This is a genomic window from Cupriavidus sp. GA3-3, assembly GCF_000389805.1.
Classification (GTDB): domain Bacteria; phylum Pseudomonadota; class Gammaproteobacteria; order Burkholderiales; family Burkholderiaceae; genus Cupriavidus; species Cupriavidus necator_D.
The window spans coordinates 165,878-186,312 of sequence record NZ_KB944474.1 but is presented as its reverse complement, the minus strand read 5'-3'; the positions used below and the strand labels follow the sequence as shown (position 1 = coordinate 186,312).

The following is a 20,435-nucleotide window of genomic DNA, read 5'->3' as shown; positions in this document are numbered from 1 at the left end:
AGTTTCGGGGGATGCAGGGGTTTCGCAAGGCCCTGCTGTGATGCAATCGCGTAGCAGCCGCCGGCGCTCCTTCATGCGGCGCGTGCCTTGCGGTTCGAGCGTTCATTGAGCCTGCTTGCGACCTTCAGGGCGCCGTTGAGAGCAAACCAGCGCAGCGGCTCGGGCAGCGTCAATGGGGGGACGTGTTGCATCAGCATCGCAAGCAGCGGGTTTTCGATACCGCAGATCTTCTCGGCCAGCATGTGTCCGACCATGCCCTGTGTGCCGACGCCGTGGCCGGAACATCCCGCCGCGTAGTAGATGTTCCGATCCGCTCCGGTGGTGCCGATCACCGGCAGGCCATCGTCGGCATAGCTGATGTACCCGCTCCAGCAGCGCCGGATGGCGATCCCCTTCAGGGGTGGAAAGCGGTCGTGCAGGGCCATCCGCAGCGCTCGATACTGGCCGTGCTCTGGCACGTCCGGCGTCTGCGAGCCGAACGGGTAGCGCAGGCGCTTGGTCGTCACGACAAGCGTGTTGCGCGCCGTCAGGCGATGGCTTTCCATGACCCAGTGCATGGTCGTGATGCCTTCGCGACGATGCCACCCAAGCGCTGCCAGCTGGACGGGTGAAAGCGGTTCGGTTTCGATTGCCGAGAGCCGCAACGGCACCACCTTGTCCGCCAGCGGGCCGAGTTGGGGCGTATAGGCGTTGGTGGCCAGGATCATGACCGGCGCGCTGACGCTGCCGCGCGGCGTCCGCACCTTGACGGTCGGTCCTTCGGTGTAGGACAGCAACGGCGTGTTCTCGTGGATCGTCACGCCCGCCCGCAGGGCCGCGCGCCGCAGCCCCAGGACGTACTTGCCGGGATCGAGCGTGCCGCCGTTCGACACGTAGCTGCCGAACAGGAACGCTGGCGGGATGCCGCGTGCGCGCATCTCGGCCTGGTCCAGATACTCCGATGGGCATCCGAGTTCGGCGCTGATGCGCATATCGTCGCGCACCCTGGCTTCCTGCGAGGGGTCGATGCCGGCACGGATCAGTCCCGACTGGTTGTAGTCGCAGTCTATCCCGTGCTCGGCGAACTTGCCTTCGGCGAAGCTGACGCCGTCCTCGTAGAAGCGGACGATCTGCCTTGCCTTCTCATGGCCTGCGCGCTTGAGGAAGCGGTCGTACTTGAGTCCCTGGCCGCCGGCGAGACAGCCCGCATTGCGGCTGCTCGCTCCATAGCCGCAGAATTCGCGTTCGAGGACGACCACCTTCACGCGGTGCCGGGCAAGCTCCAGCGCCGCGCAAAGGCCGGCGAAGCCGGCGCCGATGATGACCACATCGGCGTTGGTGTGGCCCTCGAGCGGTGGCTGCAGATCGGCTGGCTTTTCTATCCAGCCGCCCAGTGTTCGGTATGTCTTGAAGTCTTCAGTCACGTTGCCGTGCTCCTTGGTCTGGAGATCCATGCTGTCGGGACACAACCACCCGGCAATTTTCGGACATGCCGTGTCAGGCGGCCATGGGCGTGTCCGTGGATTGACGCACGCCGTTTGCAGCGCCGGGCCCTTCGTCGGTAACGGCTTCCAGCGAGCGGTTGGTCGTGCGCGGGCCGAACAGGGCGACGGGGATGGAGAACACGATGTAGCAGGCTGCCGCGGCGAGCATTACGCCCGCCATGCCGTTTGCGGAGAACAGCGCGGCGCCCAGGACGCCGGCGGCCGCTCCGCCGAACCGGCCGCCAGAAATCACGATGCCGCTGCCCAGGGCGCGCAACTGCGTCGGAATCGTCTCCGGGATGTAGGTGTAGTACGCGTTGACGACGAGTCCGGTGATGATGGAGGCGAGGCCCCCCGCACCGATCACCACCCAGCTGGTGGCCGAGATGCCGAGCACGACCAACGGCAGTGCACTGAGCACGGACACGACAAGGATGGTGGACTTGCGTTCATACCGGTCGAGAAACAGCATGGCGACGAACGGCGTGATGCCATAGATCACGTTCCACAGGAACAGGATGAAATACGCATCGTCCTCGGAGTACTTGAGGCTGTACACGAGCGAGTAGACGCCCCACTGCCCGAACAGGTAGTAGCCCAGGGTGGCGCCGAAATAGCCAAGCGTGAGAATTGCTATGGTTCGAAGAACGGCCTTGTCGTTGATGAGGTCGCGCAGCGTTGGTGCTGCGGCGTTCTGTTGAGTTGCGGAAATTCCGGGTTCCTCGAGCGGACCGCGGCGCAGTGCGCGTGCTTCGAGTTCGCTGACGATGCGTTCGGCGCGGTCGGACCGCCCGCGCGACACACACCAGCGCACCGATTCGGGCAGGATGACGCGTGCCAGGGGCGCAATCAGCAAGCCGACGCTGCCAGCAAGGAACAGGTTGCGCCAGGCACCGGTACTGCTGTGCGGCAGATAGAACATTGCCAGTGCCGCAGCTCCGATGCCGGAGACCACGAACCCGATTGTCACGATGGAGACGAAACGGCCACGTGCCTTGCCGGGAAACATCTCGGCGATATAGACAAGCAGCACCGATGTGGCGGCCTGCACGCCGATACCCGTGACGACGCGGGAGGCCAGTATGGTCTCGTAGGTAGGCGCGAAGGCGGTCGCTAACGCGCCCAGCGAGTACAGGACGGTGGTCCATACCAGAACCGAGCGTCGTCCCCACCTGTCAGACAGCCTTCCTCCCGCCAGCGCGCCGATAATCATCCCGATGAAAAACGCGCTGCTGATGAGGCCGATCTGCTCCGTGCTCAGATTGGTATGGGCTTTGATCGTTGGACTGGCGTAGGCAAAGATGGCGTTGTCGTAATACTCCAGCATCAGGTTGGCCGCGAGCAGCGCGGCCCAGACGTAGTGGGAAGCCATCACCGGCAGGCGGTCAAGCCTCGCCAGGATGCTGGATGGCTTATCCGGCCTGACGACCGTATTGGGACGATTCATGTCGGTGTCTCCATCAGCTTTGTCGCTGTTCTTTTTTTCTTTTGGGATCGTGTGCCGCGACCCCGGTGTGCAAACGGGGCCGCGGCATCCGGCAGTCAGCCGGCGCCGCAGCCGGCGACCGCAATGGCGCGTATCTCGACGAGGAACTCGGGGCGGGCCAGCTGGCTTACGCCCACGCCTGTCCACGAGGGATAGCGGTCGGGTAGGTATTCATCCTTGACCTTCACAAACTCATGGATGTCGCCGCGCAAGTCGGTGTGGAAAGTCATGATCTCCACGATATCGGCCATGCTGGCTCCCGCGGCTTCGAGGACCGTCTTCAGGTTTTCAAACGCCTGTCGGGCCTGCGCTTCCATTCCCTGTCCCACCGTGGCCGTCGCCAGATCGAACCCCACCTGGCCGGACACCCAGATCATGTCGCCGACACGGGTCGCCGACGAGAAATGAAGCTGGTCGTAGTGCCTTGCCCGTGCAAGGCCGGGATTGATCATTTGTCGTTTCATGGCTGCTTCTCCGTCCAAGGCGATATCAGGCGATCTGGCGGAAGACAGGCGAGCGGAACGGCTCGCCTTCATTGAGCTTGGCCATTTCTTCGCTGAATAGGGGCCCGTTACGGGCATAGCGCGGGTTCGACAGCGGCAGGGCGCGGAACGTGGCGTCGTCACCGAAGAATCGAAGTACCAGGGTATGGCGGGTCGGACAGTCGGCGTCGACGGCGGCTCCTCCGTGCAGCGAACGCGGATGCAGGAATACGACGTCGCCGGGCGTCACGCCCCAGGAGAGCACGTCCCAGGCGTTCGGATCTTCGGCGAGTTCCTTGTCGATATGCGGAAGGCGGGGCAGAGTGCCGTCGCCGTAGAGCGGATCGGTCGGGTCATCGGCATTCGCGAAGCTGGCCCCGTCGTACTGGATGCCGAGATGCGAGCCGCGAACGATCTCCAGCGAATTCCCCTTTGGAATGGGCTGGAAGGTGATCCAGGCGTTGCCCCAGTGCTTGCCGGCCCAGGGCAGGTTGGCGGTGTCCTGATGCCACGGTCCGCGGCCGCTTTGGCCACCTTCCTTGGCGAACACCTCCTCGGCGAAATACCAGACATGCTCCGATCCCCATAACTCCTGGAATATCTTTCCGAACGGCAGCGTCGAGACCAGATCGTCAAGCTTGTCCTTGACGACCGGATTGGCGTTGTCGATATGGGTCTGCAGGCTCGTGCCGTCCAGCGAGCGGAAGTGATACGGACCCGGATTGGCGACGTTCCACTTGAACGCCTCGTAGCACTGAGCGAGCTGCGCCGGGTCAAGACAGTTTTCTACAAGTACGGCGCCGTCATTGCGAAACGCCTCTCGTTGGGATTGGGTGGTGAGCATGATCGGTCTCCTTCATTCCTCGTGATGGACGCTGGCCGGCGCGATGGACGAACAATAACTCGCAATTCGAATTAACACAACAGCTGTTGTGTTAATATGCGGGCGTTGTTCCCGAGCACGGGCAATGGCACAATGTCATCCATGTAGTCATGGGCTGGGCCGACGAACCTCAGCACACGTTCAGCATTCGTGGCAGGCGTTACGGCAAAGCTGATGAGGGCGTCTTGCGGTACTCCACCGTGAGCCGCAATACCGCAGGACGTTCGGGCGACTGTCGATCGGTCCCATCCGAAATCCCCGAGCCGGGTCCGATCCACGCGATCGGCATTGACGGCGGCGGCCTTCGACGGGGCGCCGCCAGGATGGCTGGTTTGAAGTGATCGTCGGGAAGTCCCTGCGGGATCAGGACCGCGGGCATAGTCTTGCCTACGTGCACAAGCTGGAGCGTCGACCGGCCGATCGTATGTGGAACTTCCTGCTACGAGAAGGTCCGCCACATCTTCGCTAGGCCAGTGATTTGTTTCCTCCGCCAGAGCCAGTCCCTGCCTACATCACGCGCCCGAACCACCACAACGACAGCAGCCCTGCACACGTGGCCAGCAACGCCCCCAGCGCGGCGAAGAACGCAGTAATTTCAACCTGTTCGCGCTTGCCAAACGTCAGCCGCATATTGAGCGCCCGGTACACCCTCTTCAGCTGCGCGGCATCCGCAAGCGGGAAATACTCTGCCCCTGTCGCATTGGCGACTTCCTTCAATACCTTCTCATCCAGCCTGACGCGCGCCGACCAGCCATCGACCGAGAGCACCACACCGTCGGTCGTGCCAACCCCGACGGTATAAACGCGCACGCCGTGCGCCGCGGCAAGCTGCGCCGCCTGCGTCGCGGCCGGGCCGGTGTTGCTTTCACCGTCGGAAAACAGGACGATCGCCCCGGAGGGATAAGAGCCGGGCGTCACGGCTTCGCCGCTGTGGGATGCGTCCGGCTTTTGCAGCGGCGTGGTGTCGCCGTTCATGAGGCGCTCGGCGTCACCAGCCGTCTGCGGCAGCAGCGTCGTCAGCGCGATGAGCAGGCCATTGCCCAGCGCGGTGCCGCCTTGCGGCTTGAGGCGGTCGATCGCCGTGGCCGCGGCATCCTTGCTGCGGCTGGGCGCCTGTGCCACGGCGGCGGTGCCGGCCATCGCGACTACTCCCGCGCTGACGCCCGCGGGCAGTGTGTCGAGTAGAACCTTGGCCGCTTGCTGGGCGGCGCGGATGCGGCTGGGCTGGATATCCTGCGCGCGCATGCTGCCGGACAGATCGATGACCACGACCACGGTCTCGATGTGCGAGGGCAGCATCATCACTGCCTGGGGTCGGGCGATGGCGAAGGTCAGCGCGGCCAGGGCCAGCAGGAGCAGCATGGGCGGCACGTGGCGGCGCAAGGTCGCACCGCCCCTGATGGCAACGCCGACGGATTTCAGGGTGGGATAGTGCACCGTGGCGTGGCGCCGGCGCCTGTCGAGCCATACGTAGCCAGCGGACAGCACGAGGACGAGCGTGAGCAGCCACAGCATGCCTGGCCACAGGAAGCTGAAGACGGGTAGCCGGCTTATGGCATCGGTCATGCTGCCTCCTTGGGCCCGTTCTCCTGCTTTGCTGTTGCGGCGGCACCTTGACGGTGGCGGCGCCGGCGGGTGAAGTGCAGCAGGGCCAGGTCCAGGCGGGCGTAGGTCGACAGCGTCAGGCACGCCACGCCGGCCTGGGTGAAGGCCAGGCGCAATTCGTCCTCGCGCGCCTGGGCGGCGGCGGCGAAGCGTTTGCGGAAGGCCGGGTCGTGCGTGTCGACGAACATCTGCTCGGCGGTTTCGGCATCCTGCAGCACGACCAGGCCCAGGTCGGGCAAGGCCATCTCCAGCGGGTCGACCAGCCGCACGGCGACGACCTCATGGCGCCGGGCCAGCATTTGGAGCGATGCCTGCCAGCCCGGGGCGCTGATGAAGTCGGAGACCACGAACAGCACCGATCGATGTTTCGCGACTGCCCGTGCGCGCTCCAGCAGGTCGCGCAAGCGGGTGTCGCCCGGCGACGCGGCCGGTGTGCCATGCATGCGGTCGAGCAGGTGCAGCAGGTGCCGGCGCCCCGAGCGCGCCGGCACCACCGACGCGCCCGCGTCTGTGGCCCCGCCGTAGAGCAGGGCGCCGACCCGGTTGCCATAGCGCGTCAGCAGCAGCGCCATGACGGTGGTGAAGTCGCTCAGCAGGTCACGCTTGCTCACGCTGCCGGAACCGAAACCGACCGATCCGCTCAGGTCCAGCAGGAACCAGACGGAGACCTCCCGGTCTTCCTGGTACTCACGCACGTGCGGTGTTTGCAGCCGTGCTGTCACGTTCCAGTCGATGTGCCGCACGTCGTCGCCGGGGCGGTATTCGCGCAGGTCGGCAAGATCCAGCCCAAAGCCGCGGAACAGCGTGCGGTAGTCGCCCTGCAGCAGGCCATCGAGGCGGCGCACCACGGTCCATTCCAGGCGGCGCAGCAAGGCCTCGGTCTGCCTTGCGTCGACGCTGGCCAGCGCCGTGCCAGCGGGCATGCTGCCGGGTGCGGCCTCCGGGCCGCTCCGGCGCCGCCTATTGCGCAGGCGCCCGAACATGGGATTCCAATGGGCGCTCCGGGACCGGCAGCGCCTGCAGGATGCGGGTGACGAGCTGGTCGGCAGTCACGCCGTCGGACATGGCCTCGTACGAGAGCACCAGGCGGTGGCGCAAGACATCCGGCACGAGATCGACCACGTCTTCGGGCAGCGCATAGTGCCGGCGGCGCAGGAACGCCAGGGCGCGCGCGCCTTCGATCAGGCCGATGGTGGCGCGGGGGCTGGCACCGAACGCTATGTATCGATCCAGGTCCTCCAGCCCGTAGCCTCCCGGCTTGCGGGTGGCCGCCACCACGCGCACTGCATACTGGAGCAGGCTCGGATCCACATAGATCCTGCCGCATTCGTCCTGCAGGCTTGTCAGGCGCTCCGGCGTCGCGATGGGGCTCACGCTGATGCTGGGGCCGGTGACACGGTTGACGATCACGGCCTCCTCCTCCTCGCTGGGATAGCCCACCAGGACCTTCATCAGGAAACGGTCGACCTGCGCCTCAGGCAAGGGGTAGGTGCCTTCCGTTTCTATCGGGTTCTGCGTGGCCATGACGAGGAAGGGCGTGGGCACCAGATGGGACTCGCCGGCGATGGTGACCTGCTTCTCCTCCATCACTTCCAGCAAGGCGCTCTGCACCTTGGCCGGCGCGCGGTTGATCTCGTCGGCCAGCAGCAGGTTGGCGAAGACCGGGCCCCGCACGGTGGAGAACTCGCCCGTGCCCTGGTTATACATGCGCGTGCCAATCAGGTCGGCCGGCAGCAGGTCAGGCGTGAACTGGATGCGCTTGAAGGAGCCGCTCATGGTCCTGGCCAGCGTCTTGACGGTCAGCGTCTTGGCCAGGCCCGGCACGCCTTCCACCAGCAGGTGGCCACCCGCAAGGATCGCCACCAGCACCCGTTCGAGGAAGTGGTCCTGCCCCACCACCACGCGCTTCACCTCATACAGCAGGCGTTCCATCAATTCGGCGCTGTCCACTGCGCCCCGGGTTTGGTCGTTCATAGGCCCCCGCGATTAGAAAGGAGAGGATCCGATGGAAGCGCCGGCGCTTTCGATCGTGACAGCAAAGCCGATGCCGAGGAAAGTGCCGCTCTGGTTGGGGTTGAGGATGGCGGTGACGATCCCTACCACCTCGCCATCCAGATTCACCAGCGGTCCGCCGGAGTTGCCCGGATTGGCGGCGGCGTCGAACTGGATGAGCTTGTCCAGGTCCCGCTTGCCGTCCGGCAAGACGAACCTGCGGTCGAGCCCCGACACCACGCCGGCAGACACCGACGGGCCGATGCCGAACGGAAAGCCGACCGCGACGACTTCAGTGCCGGGCGCGAGGTTCCGGCTGGAACCGAGCGTCGCCGGCGGCAGGTCGTCGGGGATGGAACTGGGCCGGATCACGGCTAGGTCTTTCTCCGGGAACGCCTGCACAACCGAGGCCTCGGCCGTGTGGCCGTCGTGGAACCTGACCTCCAGGCGCAGGGCGTCGGCGACGACGTGGTAGCTGGTGAGAATGGTGCCGCTTTCGGTCACGACCACCCCCGAACCGATGTGGCGGGCTGTGCGCTTGCCGCCGGACTCGCCCTTGCTGCCCGGTGGGTCGCCTTTTGCGAGTTCATCGCCCGAAGGCGGCGGGGATAGCGGAGCCGATTCGGGAGGTGCCTTGCGGCGTGTGGCAGGGGGATCACGCTTGGCGTGTGGGGCGGATGCCGCTTTCTTCGGCTTGTCCGCAGCCTTTTCGGCTGGCGCATAGCTGCGAACTTCCACCACCGACTCGCGAACCGCCTCTGCCGCCCTGGCTGTGCGCGAAGGCAGGCGCTTGGTTTCCAGCGTGTGCAGCACGGCGGAGTCGATGTCGGCTTGCTTGAGGACGCGCGGCGTCGGCTGCAACAGCCAGGCAGAGCCAACGACCGCCGCGAGCACCAGCGCCACCGCTGCCGAGACCCATCCGTAGATCGTTACCCGTCTCATTGCCGCTCCCGAGGTCCCGTCCCGCCGTGAAAAATACAGTACCATCGTCTTACCCACGCGCCAAGGAGCAGGTGCATGCAGTTTCTCTGGCCGCAAATGCTCTGGCTGTTGCTTGCGCTGCCCTTGCTGGCAGCCGCTTACCTGTACCTGATTGCGCGGCGCAAGAAAATCGCGCTGTTGTATGCCAGCCTTGCGCTGCCGCGCGCCGCCCTGGGTCCCGGCCAGCGGCTGCGGCGTCACATTCCGCCACTGCTCTTCCTGCTCGCGCTGGGCGTGGCCCTGCTGGCTTGCGCCCGTCCTACGGCGACGATCACGCTGCCGTCCGACACCATCACCCTGGTGCTGGCCATGGACACCTCCCGCAGCATGGCGGCGACCGACGTTGCACCAACCCGGATCGGCGCATCCAAGCAGGCTGCCCGGGATCTCATCGTCGGGCTGCCGGCCAGCGTGCGCCTGGGCATGGTCTCTTTTGCCGCCACCGCGACCGTGGTGCTGCCCCCCACCGACAACCGGCAGGACATGCTCGACGCAATCGATCGCTTCCAGCTCCAGCTCGGCACGGCGACCGGCAGCGGGCTGATCCAGGCGCTGGCAGTGTTGTTCCCCGACGATGGCATCGACCTGGAAGCCATCCTTTTCAGCGGCGAGTCGCTCGCACCCGGTCCCGGCGGCAGATCGCTGACAGAGGCCGCGGCGGCGGACGCCGTCCGCAAGCGCGAACAGGAACGGCCGGCGGCGCAGCCCGGCTCGTATCGGCACGGTGCGGTAATCCTGCTCAGCGATGGCCGCCGCACCACCGGCCCGGACCCGCTGGACGCTGCGCGCATGGCCGCCCAGCGCGGCGTGCGCGTCTATACGGTGGGCTTCGGTACGCCGCAGGGCGGAGCCGCGGCAGAGTCGGGCCTGTCTTACTACATGCAGCTCGATGAACCCGCCTTGCGGGCGGTAGCGGCGATAACGAACGGCGAGTACTTTCAGGCTGGCTCGGCTGCGGACCTGAGCCAGGTGTATCGCCAGCTCAGCGCGCGCTTCGCGCTCGAGCGCAAGGAAACCGAGATCAGTGCATTGTTCTCGGCAGCAGCGGTCCTGCTGCTGGGGGTGGCGTGCGGGCTCTCGATGCTGTGGTTCCGGCGGTGACCTGAAGCACGGTTGATGAAGCTGCCGGGTTCATTCCCTGAGCCATCCATGGGCGCAGCGGGTGTATTTCCGGCCTGGATCTCACCCGGGAACCGAGACGCCACACGCTAATGGCCGCATGATCCATGCCGTCTTGCGCATGGACTGCGCCAGCTTTCCGCCCCCGGCGGCGCCACAAGGAGCTGGATGGGCGCCCAGACAGTGACGGAAACAAATGTGCCGCATCTACACGAGCCGCACAAGCAGAAGGATAGCCAGTGAACGGATCAATGGAACGGGCCTGCCACTGCGTCAGTCGAAATCCCCCCGATCGGCTGCGAAGCGAACCAGCGTCAGGAAATGGCAAAGTGGCTGCACCGTTCCCAGTGGGAATCGTCCGACTTCTAGCGGCCTTCTTCGACAAGTCCATGCACTTCAACGGTGGCAGAATGGCTTGTGCCCGCTCTCCCGTCACAGCCTTGACGGAGAGGCACGCCACGCGAGGTTGACGACATTGTGCTGACCCTTACAGATGTCTCCAAGACATACAACGGCGCCCGACCGCGCACGGTTCTCCGCGGAGTCAGTCTTGCGCTGGACGCCGGCGAATTTGTCGCCGTCATGGGCGAATCGGGCGTGGGCAAGTCAACGCTGCTCCACCTGATCGCCGGTCTGGATCGGCCCGACAGTGGCCGCATCCAGTTCGACGGACAGGATCTGGGCAAGCTGGACGACGATGCCGCAACCTTGCTCAGGCGTCGCAAGCTGGGGTTCGTGTTCCAGGCCTTCCACGTGCTGCCGAATTTGAGCGCGGCGCAGAACGTGGCGCTGCCGCTGCTGTTGAACGGCCTCGAGCAAAAAGGGGCGTCGGCGCGCGTTGCCGAGATGCTCGCCGCGGTTGGGCTTGAGGGGCGCGAGGACAGTCTGCCGCGCGAGCTTTCCGGCGGGGAGTTGCAGCGGGTGGCGATTGCGCGTGCCCTGGTACACCGTCCAATGCTGCTGCTGGCGGATGAGCCGACTGGCAACCTTGATCACGAGACGGCCGCGCGGGTGCTGAGCCTGCTGCGCAAACTGGTCAACGCAAACGGCACGGCCGCGATTATCGTCACGCATTCGGCAGTGGCTGCGGCGACGGCGGATCGCGTCTTGCAATTGACGCCCGGCGGATTGACGCCGCTGGGGCCACAGCCGCCGATGAGCGCGGCCGCCTAAGCCATGCGAACGCCGCGCTCACTCGGCCTTGCACTACTCCTGGGCGAATTGCGCGCCCATCCCGGACGCGCCATCATCGGCATCCTTGCCGTGGCCATCGGTGTGGCAATGGGCTATGGCGTGCATCTGGTCAACCACGCTGCGTTGGCAGAGTTTTCCCAGGCGGTGCGCTCCTTGATGGGGAATGCCGATCTGGAGATCCGCGGGCCGCGCATGGGCTTCGACGAATCGCTCTATCCGCGCATCGCGGGCCTGCCGGAGGTGGCGTCGGCCAGCCCCGTGGTGGAAGTCAATGCGCTGGTGCCGGGGCGCACCGGTGCGCTGACGCTGTTTGGCATCGATGTGTTCCGGGCGGCGCCTGTAACACCCAATCTGATCGGGCGGCCCGCCGAGGAGCGCGCGGGCAAGCTCGACGTTCTCGATCCCGACGCCGTGTTCCTGTCGCCGGCGGCGCTGAGCTGGCTCGATCTCAAGCCCGGGGACCCGCTCACCGTACAAGTCGGGCTGACCGCGCTTACGCTGCGTATTGCCGGCACGCTGCCGGCGGCGGGCGAGGGCATGCGCCTGGGCGTGATGGATATCGGTGCCGCGCAGTGGCGCCTCGACCGGCTTGGCCTGCTGCAGCGGATCGACGTCAAGCTCAGGCCGGGAGTGGACACCGACAACTTTGCGCAAGCGCTGGCCGCGCTGCTGCCGCCAGGGGTGGTGGCGGGTTCGCCGCAGGACAACGCGCGCCGGACTTCCAACCTGTCGCGCGCCTATCGGGTGAACCTGAACGTGCTTGCCCTGGTGGCGCTGTTCACTGGCGCCTTCCTGGTGTTCACGATGCAGGCAGTCTCGGTGCTGCGGCGGCGCTCGCAGCTTGCACTGTTGCGCGCCCTTGGGGTGACGCGCGCTGGTCTGCTGCGGCTGCTGCTGGCGGAAGGCGCGGTGCAAGGCGCGCTCGGTGCGATGCTCGGCCTGGCGCTTGGCTTCGTCCTCGCCGCCACGGTGCTCGGGTACGCGGGCGGAGATTTGGGCGGCGGCTACTTTGCAGGTGTAAAGCCCAAGGTCCGCTTCGACGCGCTGGCAGCGCTGATCTTCTTCACACTCGGCCTGTCGGCGGCGGTGCTCGGCAGTCTCGCACCGGCATGGGAGGCCGCACGCGCGCGGCCGGCGCAGGCGCTCAAGGCGGGCGATGAGGAGACACCGCTCAAGCGGCTACGCTCGCCGTGGACCGGGCTTGCTGCGATGGCAGCCGGGCTTGTGCTGACGCCACTGCGGCCGGTGGCGGATCTGCCGGTCTTCGGTTATGCGGCGATCGCCCTGTTGTTGGTGGGCGCCATCCTGCTGATGCCACGGCTGGCGCATCTCGTGTTCGGCTTGCTGCCCTCTTGGCGACGGGCTGTGCCGCAGCTTGCCCTGACCCAGCTCGCCGGCGCACCGGGCCGCGCGGCCATCGCGCTGGCCGGCATAGTCGCCAGCTTTAGCCTGATGGCGGCGATGGCGATCATGGTGTCAAGCTTTCGCATCTCGGTGGACGATTGGTTGCACAATGTCCTGCCGGCCGACCTTTATCTGCGTGCTTCGTCAAGCGGCGACAGCGCGTATTTCTCGCTTGACGACCAGGCGGCCATCGCCAGCGTCCGTGGCGTTGCGCGTGCCGAGTTTCTACGTTCGAGCCAGATCCTGCTTGATCCCGAGCGCCCCCCCGTCACGGTCATTGCCCGGCCGATCGATCCGCACAATCCGGGCGCACGGTTGCCGCTGACGGCAGCGCCCGTCGCGGCGCAGCCGGGGGATCCGCCGGCGGTATGGGTCAGCGAGGCGATGGTCGACCTCTATGGCTTCCGCCCGGGGCAACGTATCACGCTGCCGCTGCAGGGCCGGCCCGTCGCCTTCCTGGTGGGCGGCGTGTGGCGCGATTACGCACGCCAGCATGGTACGGTCGTGATCAGCCAGGACGATTATCGACGGCTCACGGACGAGCGGCGTGTCACTGACGTTGCCCTGTGGCTGGAGCAGGGCACCGGCCCGGCGCAGGTCAAGGAGAGGCTGCGCCAGCGCGTCGCCGGCGGTGAACACATTACCTTCGCCGAGCCTGGCGAGATTCGCACCGTCACCTTGAGAATCTTCGACCGGAGCTTCGCCGTGACCTACCTGCTGGAGGGCATAGCGGTCGTGATCGGCCTGTTCGGCATCGGCGCCAGCTTCAGCGCGCAGGCCCTGGCGCGTGCGCGCGAATTCGGCATGCTGCGGCATCTCGGCTTCATGCGTTGGCAGATCGGCGCGATGCTGGCACTGGAGGGCGCGTTACTCGCTCTGCTTGGCGTGGTAGCCGGTCTTGCGCTGGGATGGATCATCGCCTTGATCCTGGTTCACGTTGTCAACCCGCAGTCGTTCCACTGGACCATGAGTTTGCATTTGCCCTGGGCATTCCTCGCCCAGTTGGCGAGCGCGGTGGTGGCGGCGGCCTCGCTGGCTGCGCTGGCGAGCGGGCGGCAGGCGATGTCGCGTAGCGCAGTGCGCGCGGTTCAGGAGGATTGGTGAAGAGGCGCTCATTCCTGCTGTTGTTGCCGGGTTCCGGCGTGGCGGCCGCGGCGCTGGGCGCAGCGCCCGCTTATCCGCCGGTCGCCGCGGGACGAACCCTGGCCTTCCCGCGCGACCACGGCGCGCACCCCGACTATCGCACCGAATGGTGGTATGCCACCGGCTGGCTGCAGACGCCGGCAGGAGCGCCGCTCGGCTTCCAGGTTACGTTCTTCCGCTCGCGCCCGCCGTTCGACCAGGCCAACCCAAGCCGCTTCGCGCCGCAGCAACTGCTGTTCGCCAATGTCGCACTGAGCGATCCCGTGGCCGGCAAGCTCCAGCACGACCAACGCGCGGCGCGCAGCGGCTTCGGCCTTGCGCTTGCCGATACTGCCGATACCGATGTGTACATCGACAACTGGTCGCTGCGCCGAGAGGCGACGGGGCACTACCGAGCCAGATTTCCCGCGCGGGATTTCACGCTCGATCTGACAATGGAGCCAACCCAACGGTTGCTGCTACAGGGCGAACGGGGATACAGCCGCAAGGGACCGCTGGCGGCCCAGGCGAGCTATTACTACAGCCAGCCGGGGCTCAAGGTGAGCGGCACCCTGGAGCGGCGCAGCCTGCAGGAAACCGTGCACGGCACCGCCTGGCTGGATCACGAATGGTCGTCGACCTTGCTGGCCGACGAGGCCGTCGGCTGGGACTGGCTCGGCCTCAACCTGGATGACGGCAGCGCGTTGATGGCCTTCCAGATCCGGGACAAGCCGGGGCGCAAGTTCTGGGGAGGCGGCACGCTGCGCGGCAGCGACGGTCGCGTCCAGGTACTGGCTCCCGACGAGGTCAACTTCATGCCGGCACGCCGTTGGCGCTCGCCTCGTACCGGCACGAGCTATCCGGTTGCCATGCGGTTGAACGCAGGCGGTCTCACGCTCGAACTGCTACCGCTGATGGATGATCAGGAACTCGATAGCCGCGCGAGTACCGGCGCGGTCTATTGGGAGGGCGCGGTGACGGCGTTGCGGGGAGGCAAGGTGGTCGGACGGGGCTACCTCGAACTGACCGGGTATTTCCAGCGCCTCAATCTTTGACTTGAGGCCCGGCCCGGGCAATTGGGAGCGGCCGGTCGGAGTGCCCGCCCGCCGCTTCGCTCGGCGATCCACACGATTTCCCTCAATCGCAAGATTCTCGCCATACCCCCTCTTTGGTGGGACCTTCTCCAGAGGAAAGCCGATTGCCCTGCTATTTCCGTCACGCTATGATGATTTTCAAACAGCGCGCCGCGTGCTCCCTACTCGTTGGTGATTGCGGGCAGCGTAAAGAAAGGTGCCGCCGGGCAATGGAGGGGTCAATTGGTGAAGGACGACTACAAGCACTGGAGACGCCGGTGGCTGCGGTGGCACTCGCGGTCTCTGCTGGCAAGCGCACTAGTATTGCAGCGAAGTGAGTGTGATGCCTACCTTAACCAGATGCTGAGGGCATACCTTGCCTACGGCGACTTCACCGAAAACGAAGTTGAATTCATTTTTCGGCGAGTCTCCCACGGCGTACGGAAGCTCGGGTCAAACCTGGATGCATCAGTCTTTGCCCGGCGTGCCCAGGAGCGAATCCGAGCCCATGGGCTTAGACTGATGACGGACGCATCCGAGGTCTTCGGCTAGGACCTGGCGGGAAAGGGAGTGACTGCTCGTCGACGTTGGCCGGATGGGACGAGCCAACGCGAGTATAGTCACGGAAGGCGCTCGCGCGGGCTTGGGTGTTGGAGAGTTCCCGCACGAGCGCTAGCGCAGCGCGCACCGCACGCTGCCTACAGGAGCTCCCCATCGCTTTGTGCCGCATTGCGCTCCAGCATGACTTCGCAGGCCCGCTCCTCCGTCCGTTTGTTTGGCGAGTTCCAGCTCGACGGCGCTGGCGCGCCCCTGTTTAACGCAAACTCCCCCCGCTTGCAGGCGCTGCTCGCCTGCCTTGTCCTGCATCGCGACGCACCGCAGACGCGGCAGCAGCTCGCCGTACTGTTCTGGCCTGATTCCTCGCAGGCGCAGGCGCGCAATGCCCTGCGTCAACTGCTGTTTCAGCTGCGCAAGACCTGGCCGGAGGCAGATCAGTTTGTCCATGCCGATGCGCAAACGGTGCGATGGCTGCCCGATTCGCCGCTTGACCTCGATGTAGCGCAGTTCCAGTCCGCGCTTGCGGCTGCGGCCAGGGCCTCGAGGCACGGCGACGCAGGCGCTGAAGAAGAACTGCTGACGCATGCCGCGGATCTCTATCGCGGTGACCTGCTGGCCAACTGCTATGACGAGTGGATCCACCCCGAGCGCGAAAAGTTGCGCGAACAGTGCATCGCGGCGCTCGCGCGCCTCGGTCAACTGAGTGAGGACCGGCGCGACTATGCAAAGGCGTTGAAGTACACACAGCAGTTGCAGCGGCTCGACCCGTGCCGCGAACCCACCTGCCTGGCGCTGATGCGCCTGCACGCGCTGAACCACGATCACGCATCGGCCATGCGCGCCTATCGTAGCTGTGTGGAAACGCTCGCTCGCGAATTGGGCGTCCTGCCCGGCGACCCCATGCGCGAGGCCTATGCGCGGTTGGCTGCGCAGGCTGCGTCAATGCAGCGCCAACGCCCGCGGCGGGATGCGATGCTGCCAATGATTGGCCGGCATGGCGAATGGCGCCGGCTGCTTGAAGTCTGGCAGCGTACCCAGCTGGGCGACAAGCAGTTTGTCCTGATCCTGGGCGAAGCCGGCATCGGCAAATCGCGCCTGGCGGAGGAACTGCTGGTCCATCTGGCCGAGCAAGGCATCACCGTGGCGCATTCGCGCGCCTATGCGGCCGAGGGACAGCTTGCGTTTGCGCCGGTGACCGGCTGGCTGCGCAGCCCTGGCCTGAGTGGTGCGATCGGCAAGCTCGACAGACTGTGGCTGACCGAGGTCACGCGCCTGTTGCCCGAACTCCTCACGCAGCAATCCGGACTGTCGCCGCCGTCGCCTCTTACCGAATACTGGCAACGCCAACGGTTCTTCGAGGCGCTTGCGCGAGCGGTGCTTGCACAAGGCGGGCCGCTTCTGTTGCTGCTCGACGACCTGCAATGGTGCGACGGCGAGACGCTCGAATGGCTGCGCTTCCTGATGCGTTTCGACGTGGCGGCAAGGCTGATGGTGGTCGCAACGGCGCGCCCCGAGGAAATCATGCCGCTGCACGCGGCGAACCGGCTGCTGGACGCACTACGCCGCGACGACCAGTTCATCGAGATCTCATTGGGGACACTCGACGCCGCGGAAACGGCAAAGATAGCGGCCCAGATCCTGGACCGGCCGCTGGCCGACACGGAGGCAACCCGGCTGTTCGAAGAGAGCGAGGGTAACCCGCTGTTCGCCGTCGAAATGATGCGGGCCCGCTCCGACACCATGCCGGTCGGGGACGCACAGGGCGGCATGGCGTCGAAGTTGCCGCCCAAGGTTTACTCCATCATCTCGAACCGGCTGGCACAGCTTCCTCCGGGCGCCCGCGAAATCGTCGGGGTTGCTGCAATCATTGGACGGGCGTTCACGACCGACATCCTCGCCCAGGCAAGCGACCTCGGCGAGGATGCCCTGGCAGGCGCACTGGACGAGCTGTGGCAGCGGCGCATCGTGCGCCAGACCGACGCTGGCGGCCTGGCCTTTGACTTCAGCCATGACAAGATCCGCGACGTGGCATACGCCGACGTGAGTCCGCTACAGCGCCGCCGCCTGCATTTGCGCGTGGCGCGAGCGCTCGAGCAGGCGTCAGGCGATGCGCCCGACGCGGCAAGCGCGCAGATCGCCTCGCACTATGAGCGGGCGGGCCTGCCAGCCCAGGCGGCGGCGTTCTATCGGCGCGCGGCCGTTGTCGCGCAGAGTGTGTATGCCTATGACGATGCCATTGCATTGCTGACGCGCGGGCTGGTGCAAGCGGACCGGATTGCCGATCCGCAGGAGCGCGCCAGTCAATCGCTGGCCCTGCAACTCGACCTTGCGCCACCGATTCGCATCGCCCGAGGCTGGGCGGCACCCGAACTGGAGGCGCCGCTGCGACGCGCGGTGGAACTGAGCCGGCTGGCGGGTGACGCCAGTCAGCAAGCACGCGCCCAGGTCAGCCTTTCATTTTTCCTGGTAGTGAGGGCGGAACTTGCACAGGCACGTAGCCTGAGCGAGGAACTGATTGCGGGATTGGGGCCGCTGGGCTCCGGTACTTACTCGGTGATGGCATGGACCAGCGTCATGGGTAGCCTGGTCCAGCAAGGCGACTGGATGGCTGCCGAGCCCGCGTATCAACGCGCGCACCGCGCTTATGACGAGGCCCAGCACGCCGAGCATGCGTCCCTGATGGGCGGTAACTTCGGCGTGCTGGCCGCCGCGTGGTCGGCGCACGCATTGTGGTTCAGGGGGCTTGCCGATCAGGCCCTTCAGCGTGGACGCGAAGCGCTGGAGGTGGCAAACCGGGTAGCACACCCGTTCTCCCAGGCGCTCGCGCTGTCATATCTCGCGACGCAGCATGCGCTGCGACATGAGCACGGTCTCACGCTGCACTATGCCCGCCTGGCACACGAGATCGCCGAACAGTACCACGTAGGCTACTACCTTGCCTGGGCAGGCATACTGCTCGCCTGGGCGAACGCGAAACAGGCGCCCGGCGCCGACGCCGTGGTGGCGATGCAGGCGGCGATCGAGGGCTTTCACGTAACGGGCGCACGCCTGCGTCTGCCGCTGTATCTGGCCATGCTGGCTGAATGCCTGGGCGACGTAGGAGAGACCGAGGCTGCGTTGGCGGCTTTGGACCAGGCGCTCGAATGCGCCGGGCGCACTGGCGAGCACTGGGTGGACGCCGAGCTGTACCGTCTGCGCGGTGAATTGCTGCTATGCAGCAGCGCCAGCCTCGCCGAAGCCGAGTCATCGCTGATCAAGGCGATCGAGATCGCCACAGCCCAGCACGCGCTACCGCTTGAACTACGTGCCACCCTGTCATTGACAACGCTGCGAACCTCGCAGGGGCGCGTCAATGCGCATGAGGTGGTCGAGGCGCCGCTTGCGCGATTCACCGAGGGCTTCGATCAGCCCGACATCGTCAAGGCGCGGGCGTTACTCGCGCGTTAGCTTCGGCTCGACCACCGCGCCCCGGTCGGGAGGCAGAATCCCCTTGTAACGGTTCACCTAACGCTTTCAAAACGCCGAGGTTGCTAAAACTCCTGCATACCAACCGGACAGGAGGCAACCATGGAAGCTTCATTGAGCGAACCCGTCGCAACCGCACTCAAGGCGCATTTTCGGGGACAACTGATTCAGCCGGGCGACGCGGCTTACGACCAGGCGCGTGCCGTCTACAACGGAATGATCGACAAGCGACCTGCGATCATCGCGCGCTGCGTCGATGTTGCGGACGTCATCGCGGCGGTGAACGCCGCGCGCGACGGCGGGATGCTGCTGGCCGTGCGTGGCGGCGCGCACAATGGCGCCGGGCTCGGCACATGCGATGGTGGACTGGTGATCGACCTGTCGCCCATGAAGGGCGTGTTTGTCAATGCCGGAAGCAAGACACTGCGGGTTGGCGGTGGCTGCACCTGGGGCGATGTGGATCACGCCGCCAGTGCCTACGGGCTGGCGACGCCGAGTGGCTTCATCTCGACCACCGGCGTGGGCGGACTGACGCTCGGCGGCGGCATCGGCTACCTCAGCCGCGCCTACGGCCTGACGATCGACAATCTGCTCAGCGCCGAGGTCGTTCTGGCCGACGGGCGCATCGTCACAGCAAGCGAGGACGAAAACGCGGACCTGTTCTGGGCGTTGCGCGGCGGCGGTGGCAACTTCGGCGTGGTGACGTCGTTCGAGTTCAAGGCTCATCCCGTAGCCACGGTCTATGGCGGCCCGATGCTGTGGCCGATGGAGCAGGCCCGCGAGCTGATGAAATGGTGGCGCGACTTCATCCTGAGCGCGCCGCAGCACATCAATGGCTGGTTCGGTTTCGTCACGGTGCCTCCCGCAGCGCCCTTCCCGGAGGAAGTTCACCTGCAGAAGATGTGCGCAGTGGTGTGGTGCTACACCGGCCCGATCGATCAGGCCGAAACGCACTTCCGTCCGATTCGCGAGGCCATGCCGCCAGCGGTGGACTTTGCCGGACCAGTCCCCTGGCCTGTCCTGCAGAGCCTGTTCGACGGACTGTATCCGGCGGGCTTGCAGTGGTACTGGAAAGCGGACTTCGTCAGCGACCTGAGCGACAAGGCCATCGATCTGCACATCAAGTACGGGCAGCAGTTGCCGTCGATGCACTCGACCATGCACCTGTATCCGATCAATGGTGCAGCGCATCGCGCCGGCTGCGACGACACGGCCTTCAGCTACCGCGATGCCAACTTTGCCAGCGTGATTGTCGGCGTGGATCCCGACCCGGCCAACAACGATCGCATCGTGCAGTGGGCGAAGGACTACTGGCTGGCCCTGCATCCGCACTCTGCTGGCGGCGGCTACATCAACATGATGATGGACGAGGGCAATGACAACGTGAAGGCGTCCTATCGCGACAACTATGCGCGGCTGGCGGAGATCAAGCGCAAATACGACCCGGCCAACCTGTTCCGCGTGAATCAGAACATCAGGCCCGCCTGACGCACCACGCTTTCGACATGGGGCGCAGGTACCCCTTATCCAGAAGCCCGGCGCGACACCGCTGCCACGGATGGCAGCCGGTACACGCCAGGCAACGGCTTGCACGGCAGAGGCGATCCC

Annotated in this window: 14 protein-coding genes and 1 pseudogene; 7 read left to right on the top strand and 8 right to left on the bottom strand. The window is 65.8% G+C overall.

Annotated features, from left to right (window positions below; all coding sequences use genetic code 11):
* Positions 1-71 precede the first annotated feature (71 nt).
* The 4 genes from C265_RS12780 to C265_RS12765 all read right to left on the bottom strand — a co-directional run bounded on the left by C265_RS12780 (position 72) and on the right by C265_RS12765 (position 4,275).
* Positions 72-1,433 carry an FAD-binding oxidoreductase gene (locus C265_RS12780; protein ID WP_010814604.1) on the bottom strand — a complete coding sequence of 454 codons (1,362 nt, stop codon included), beginning with the start codon at positions 1,431-1,433 and terminating at the stop codon, positions 72-74.
* A 43-nt stretch (positions 1,434-1,476) separates the two neighbouring features.
* Entirely contained in the window at positions 1,477-2,910 is a 1,434-nt protein-coding gene (locus C265_RS12775) for an MFS transporter (protein WP_010814603.1), read from the bottom strand.
* Between the two features lie 95 nt (positions 2,911-3,005).
* The gene (locus C265_RS12770) at positions 3,006-3,413 is read right to left on the bottom strand and encodes a RidA family protein (protein ID WP_037024242.1); all 408 of its coding nucleotides are present in this window, start codon (positions 3,411-3,413) and stop codon (positions 3,006-3,008) included.
* A gap of 25 nt (positions 3,414-3,438) precedes the next feature.
* Positions 3,439-4,275 (bottom strand): phytanoyl-CoA dioxygenase family protein, encoded by an 837-nt coding sequence (locus C265_RS12765; RefSeq protein ID WP_010814601.1) that lies wholly within the window; start codon positions 4,273-4,275, stop codon positions 3,439-3,441.
* Between the two features lie 293 nt (positions 4,276-4,568).
* Here C265_RS12765 and C265_RS32845 point away from each other — a divergent pair.
* Positions 4,569-4,765, top strand: a pseudogene (locus tag C265_RS32845) (ISKra4 family transposase); the annotation flags it as partial.
* Positions 4,766-4,821: 56 nt separating this feature from the next.
* Here C265_RS32845 and C265_RS12760 read toward each other — a convergent pair.
* Genes C265_RS12760 through C265_RS12745 form a run of 4 tightly spaced genes read right to left on the bottom strand, consistent with a single transcriptional unit; the run spans position 4,822 to position 8,853 of the window.
* Positions 4,822-5,880 carry a VWA domain-containing protein gene (locus tag C265_RS12760; RefSeq protein WP_010814600.1) on the bottom strand — a complete coding sequence of 353 codons (1,059 nt, stop codon included), beginning with the start codon at positions 5,878-5,880 and terminating at the stop codon, positions 4,822-4,824.
* On the bottom strand, positions 5,877-6,902 hold the full coding sequence (locus C265_RS12755) for a DUF58 domain-containing protein (protein ID WP_010814599.1): 1,026 nt from the start codon (positions 6,900-6,902) through the stop codon (positions 5,877-5,879). Before C265_RS12755 ends, C265_RS12760 begins: the two co-directional genes overlap by 4 nt.
* Positions 6,880-7,893 carry a MoxR family ATPase gene (locus C265_RS12750; RefSeq protein WP_011617339.1) on the bottom strand — a complete coding sequence of 338 codons (1,014 nt, stop codon included), beginning with the start codon at positions 7,891-7,893 and terminating at the stop codon, positions 6,880-6,882. Before C265_RS12750 ends, C265_RS12755 begins: the two co-directional genes overlap by 23 nt.
* Positions 7,894-7,905: 12 nt before the next feature.
* On the bottom strand, positions 7,906-8,853 hold the full coding sequence (locus C265_RS12745; RefSeq protein ID WP_011617338.1) for a S1C family serine protease: 948 nt from the start codon (positions 8,851-8,853) through the stop codon (positions 7,906-7,908).
* Positions 8,854-8,928: 75 nt separating this feature from the next.
* On the opposite strand from C265_RS12745, the gene C265_RS12740 reads away from it, so the two are divergent.
* From C265_RS12740 to C265_RS12710, 6 genes are all read left to right on the top strand, one after another.
* On the top strand, positions 8,929-9,993 hold the full coding sequence (locus C265_RS12740; protein ID WP_010814596.1) for a VWA domain-containing protein: 1,065 nt from the start codon (positions 8,929-8,931) through the stop codon (positions 9,991-9,993).
* Between the two features lie 495 nt (positions 9,994-10,488).
* Positions 10,489-11,184 carry an ABC transporter ATP-binding protein gene (locus C265_RS12735; RefSeq protein ID WP_011617337.1) on the top strand — a complete coding sequence of 232 codons (696 nt, stop codon included), beginning with the start codon at positions 10,489-10,491 and terminating at the stop codon, positions 11,182-11,184.
* A 3-nt stretch (positions 11,185-11,187) separates the two neighbouring features.
* Positions 11,188-13,713: an FtsX-like permease family protein gene (locus tag C265_RS12730; RefSeq protein ID WP_010814594.1), complete on the top strand. Its 2,526-nt coding sequence runs from the start codon at positions 11,188-11,190 to the stop codon at positions 13,711-13,713.
* Entirely contained in the window at positions 13,710-14,786 is a 1,077-nt protein-coding gene (locus C265_RS12725; protein WP_010814593.1) for a lipocalin-like domain-containing protein, read from the top strand. Before C265_RS12730 ends, C265_RS12725 begins: the two co-directional genes overlap by 4 nt.
* A gap of 759 nt (positions 14,787-15,545) precedes the next feature.
* A complete protein-coding gene (locus tag C265_RS12715) occupies positions 15,546-18,809 on the top strand; it encodes a BTAD domain-containing putative transcriptional regulator (RefSeq protein WP_037024240.1) in 3,264 nt (1,087 codons plus the stop codon).
* A gap of 120 nt (positions 18,810-18,929) precedes the next feature.
* Positions 18,930-20,315 (top strand): FAD-binding oxidoreductase, encoded by a 1,386-nt coding sequence (locus C265_RS12710; RefSeq protein ID WP_010814590.1) that lies wholly within the window; start codon positions 18,930-18,932, stop codon positions 20,313-20,315.
* Positions 20,316-20,435 lie beyond the last annotated feature (120 nt).

Excerpts from the sequence above, each read along its gene's own strand:
- C265_RS12780 (WP_010814604.1), bottom strand. The coding sequence starts at position 1,433 with ATGGATCTCCAGACCAAGGAGCACGGCAACGTGACTGAAGACTTCAAG.
- C265_RS12775 (WP_010814603.1), bottom strand. The coding sequence starts at position 2,910 with ATGAATCGTCCCAATACGGTCGTCAGGCCGGATAAGCCATCCAGCATC.
- C265_RS12770 (WP_037024242.1), bottom strand. The coding sequence starts at position 3,413 with ATGAAACGACAAATGATCAATCCCGGCCTTGCACGGGCAAGGCACTAC.
- C265_RS12765 (WP_010814601.1), bottom strand. The coding sequence starts at position 4,275 with ATGCTCACCACCCAATCCCAACGAGAGGCGTTTCGCAATGACGGCGCC.
- C265_RS12760 (WP_010814600.1), bottom strand. The coding sequence starts at position 5,880 with ATGACCGATGCCATAAGCCGGCTACCCGTCTTCAGCTTCCTGTGGCCA.
- C265_RS12755 (WP_010814599.1), bottom strand. The coding sequence starts at position 6,902 with ATGTTCGGGCGCCTGCGCAATAGGCGGCGCCGGAGCGGCCCGGAGGCC.
- C265_RS12750 (WP_011617339.1), bottom strand. The coding sequence starts at position 7,893 with ATGAACGACCAAACCCGGGGCGCAGTGGACAGCGCCGAATTGATGGAA.
- C265_RS12745 (WP_011617338.1), bottom strand. The coding sequence starts at position 8,853 with ATGAGACGGGTAACGATCTACGGATGGGTCTCGGCAGCGGTGGCGCTG.
- C265_RS12740 (WP_010814596.1), top strand. The coding sequence starts at position 8,929 with ATGCAGTTTCTCTGGCCGCAAATGCTCTGGCTGTTGCTTGCGCTGCCC.
- C265_RS12730 (WP_010814594.1), top strand. The coding sequence starts at position 11,188 with ATGCGAACGCCGCGCTCACTCGGCCTTGCACTACTCCTGGGCGAATTG.
- C265_RS12715 (WP_037024240.1), top strand. The coding sequence starts at position 15,546 with ATGACTTCGCAGGCCCGCTCCTCCGTCCGTTTGTTTGGCGAGTTCCAG.
- C265_RS12710 (WP_010814590.1), top strand. The coding sequence starts at position 18,930 with ATGGAAGCTTCATTGAGCGAACCCGTCGCAACCGCACTCAAGGCGCAT.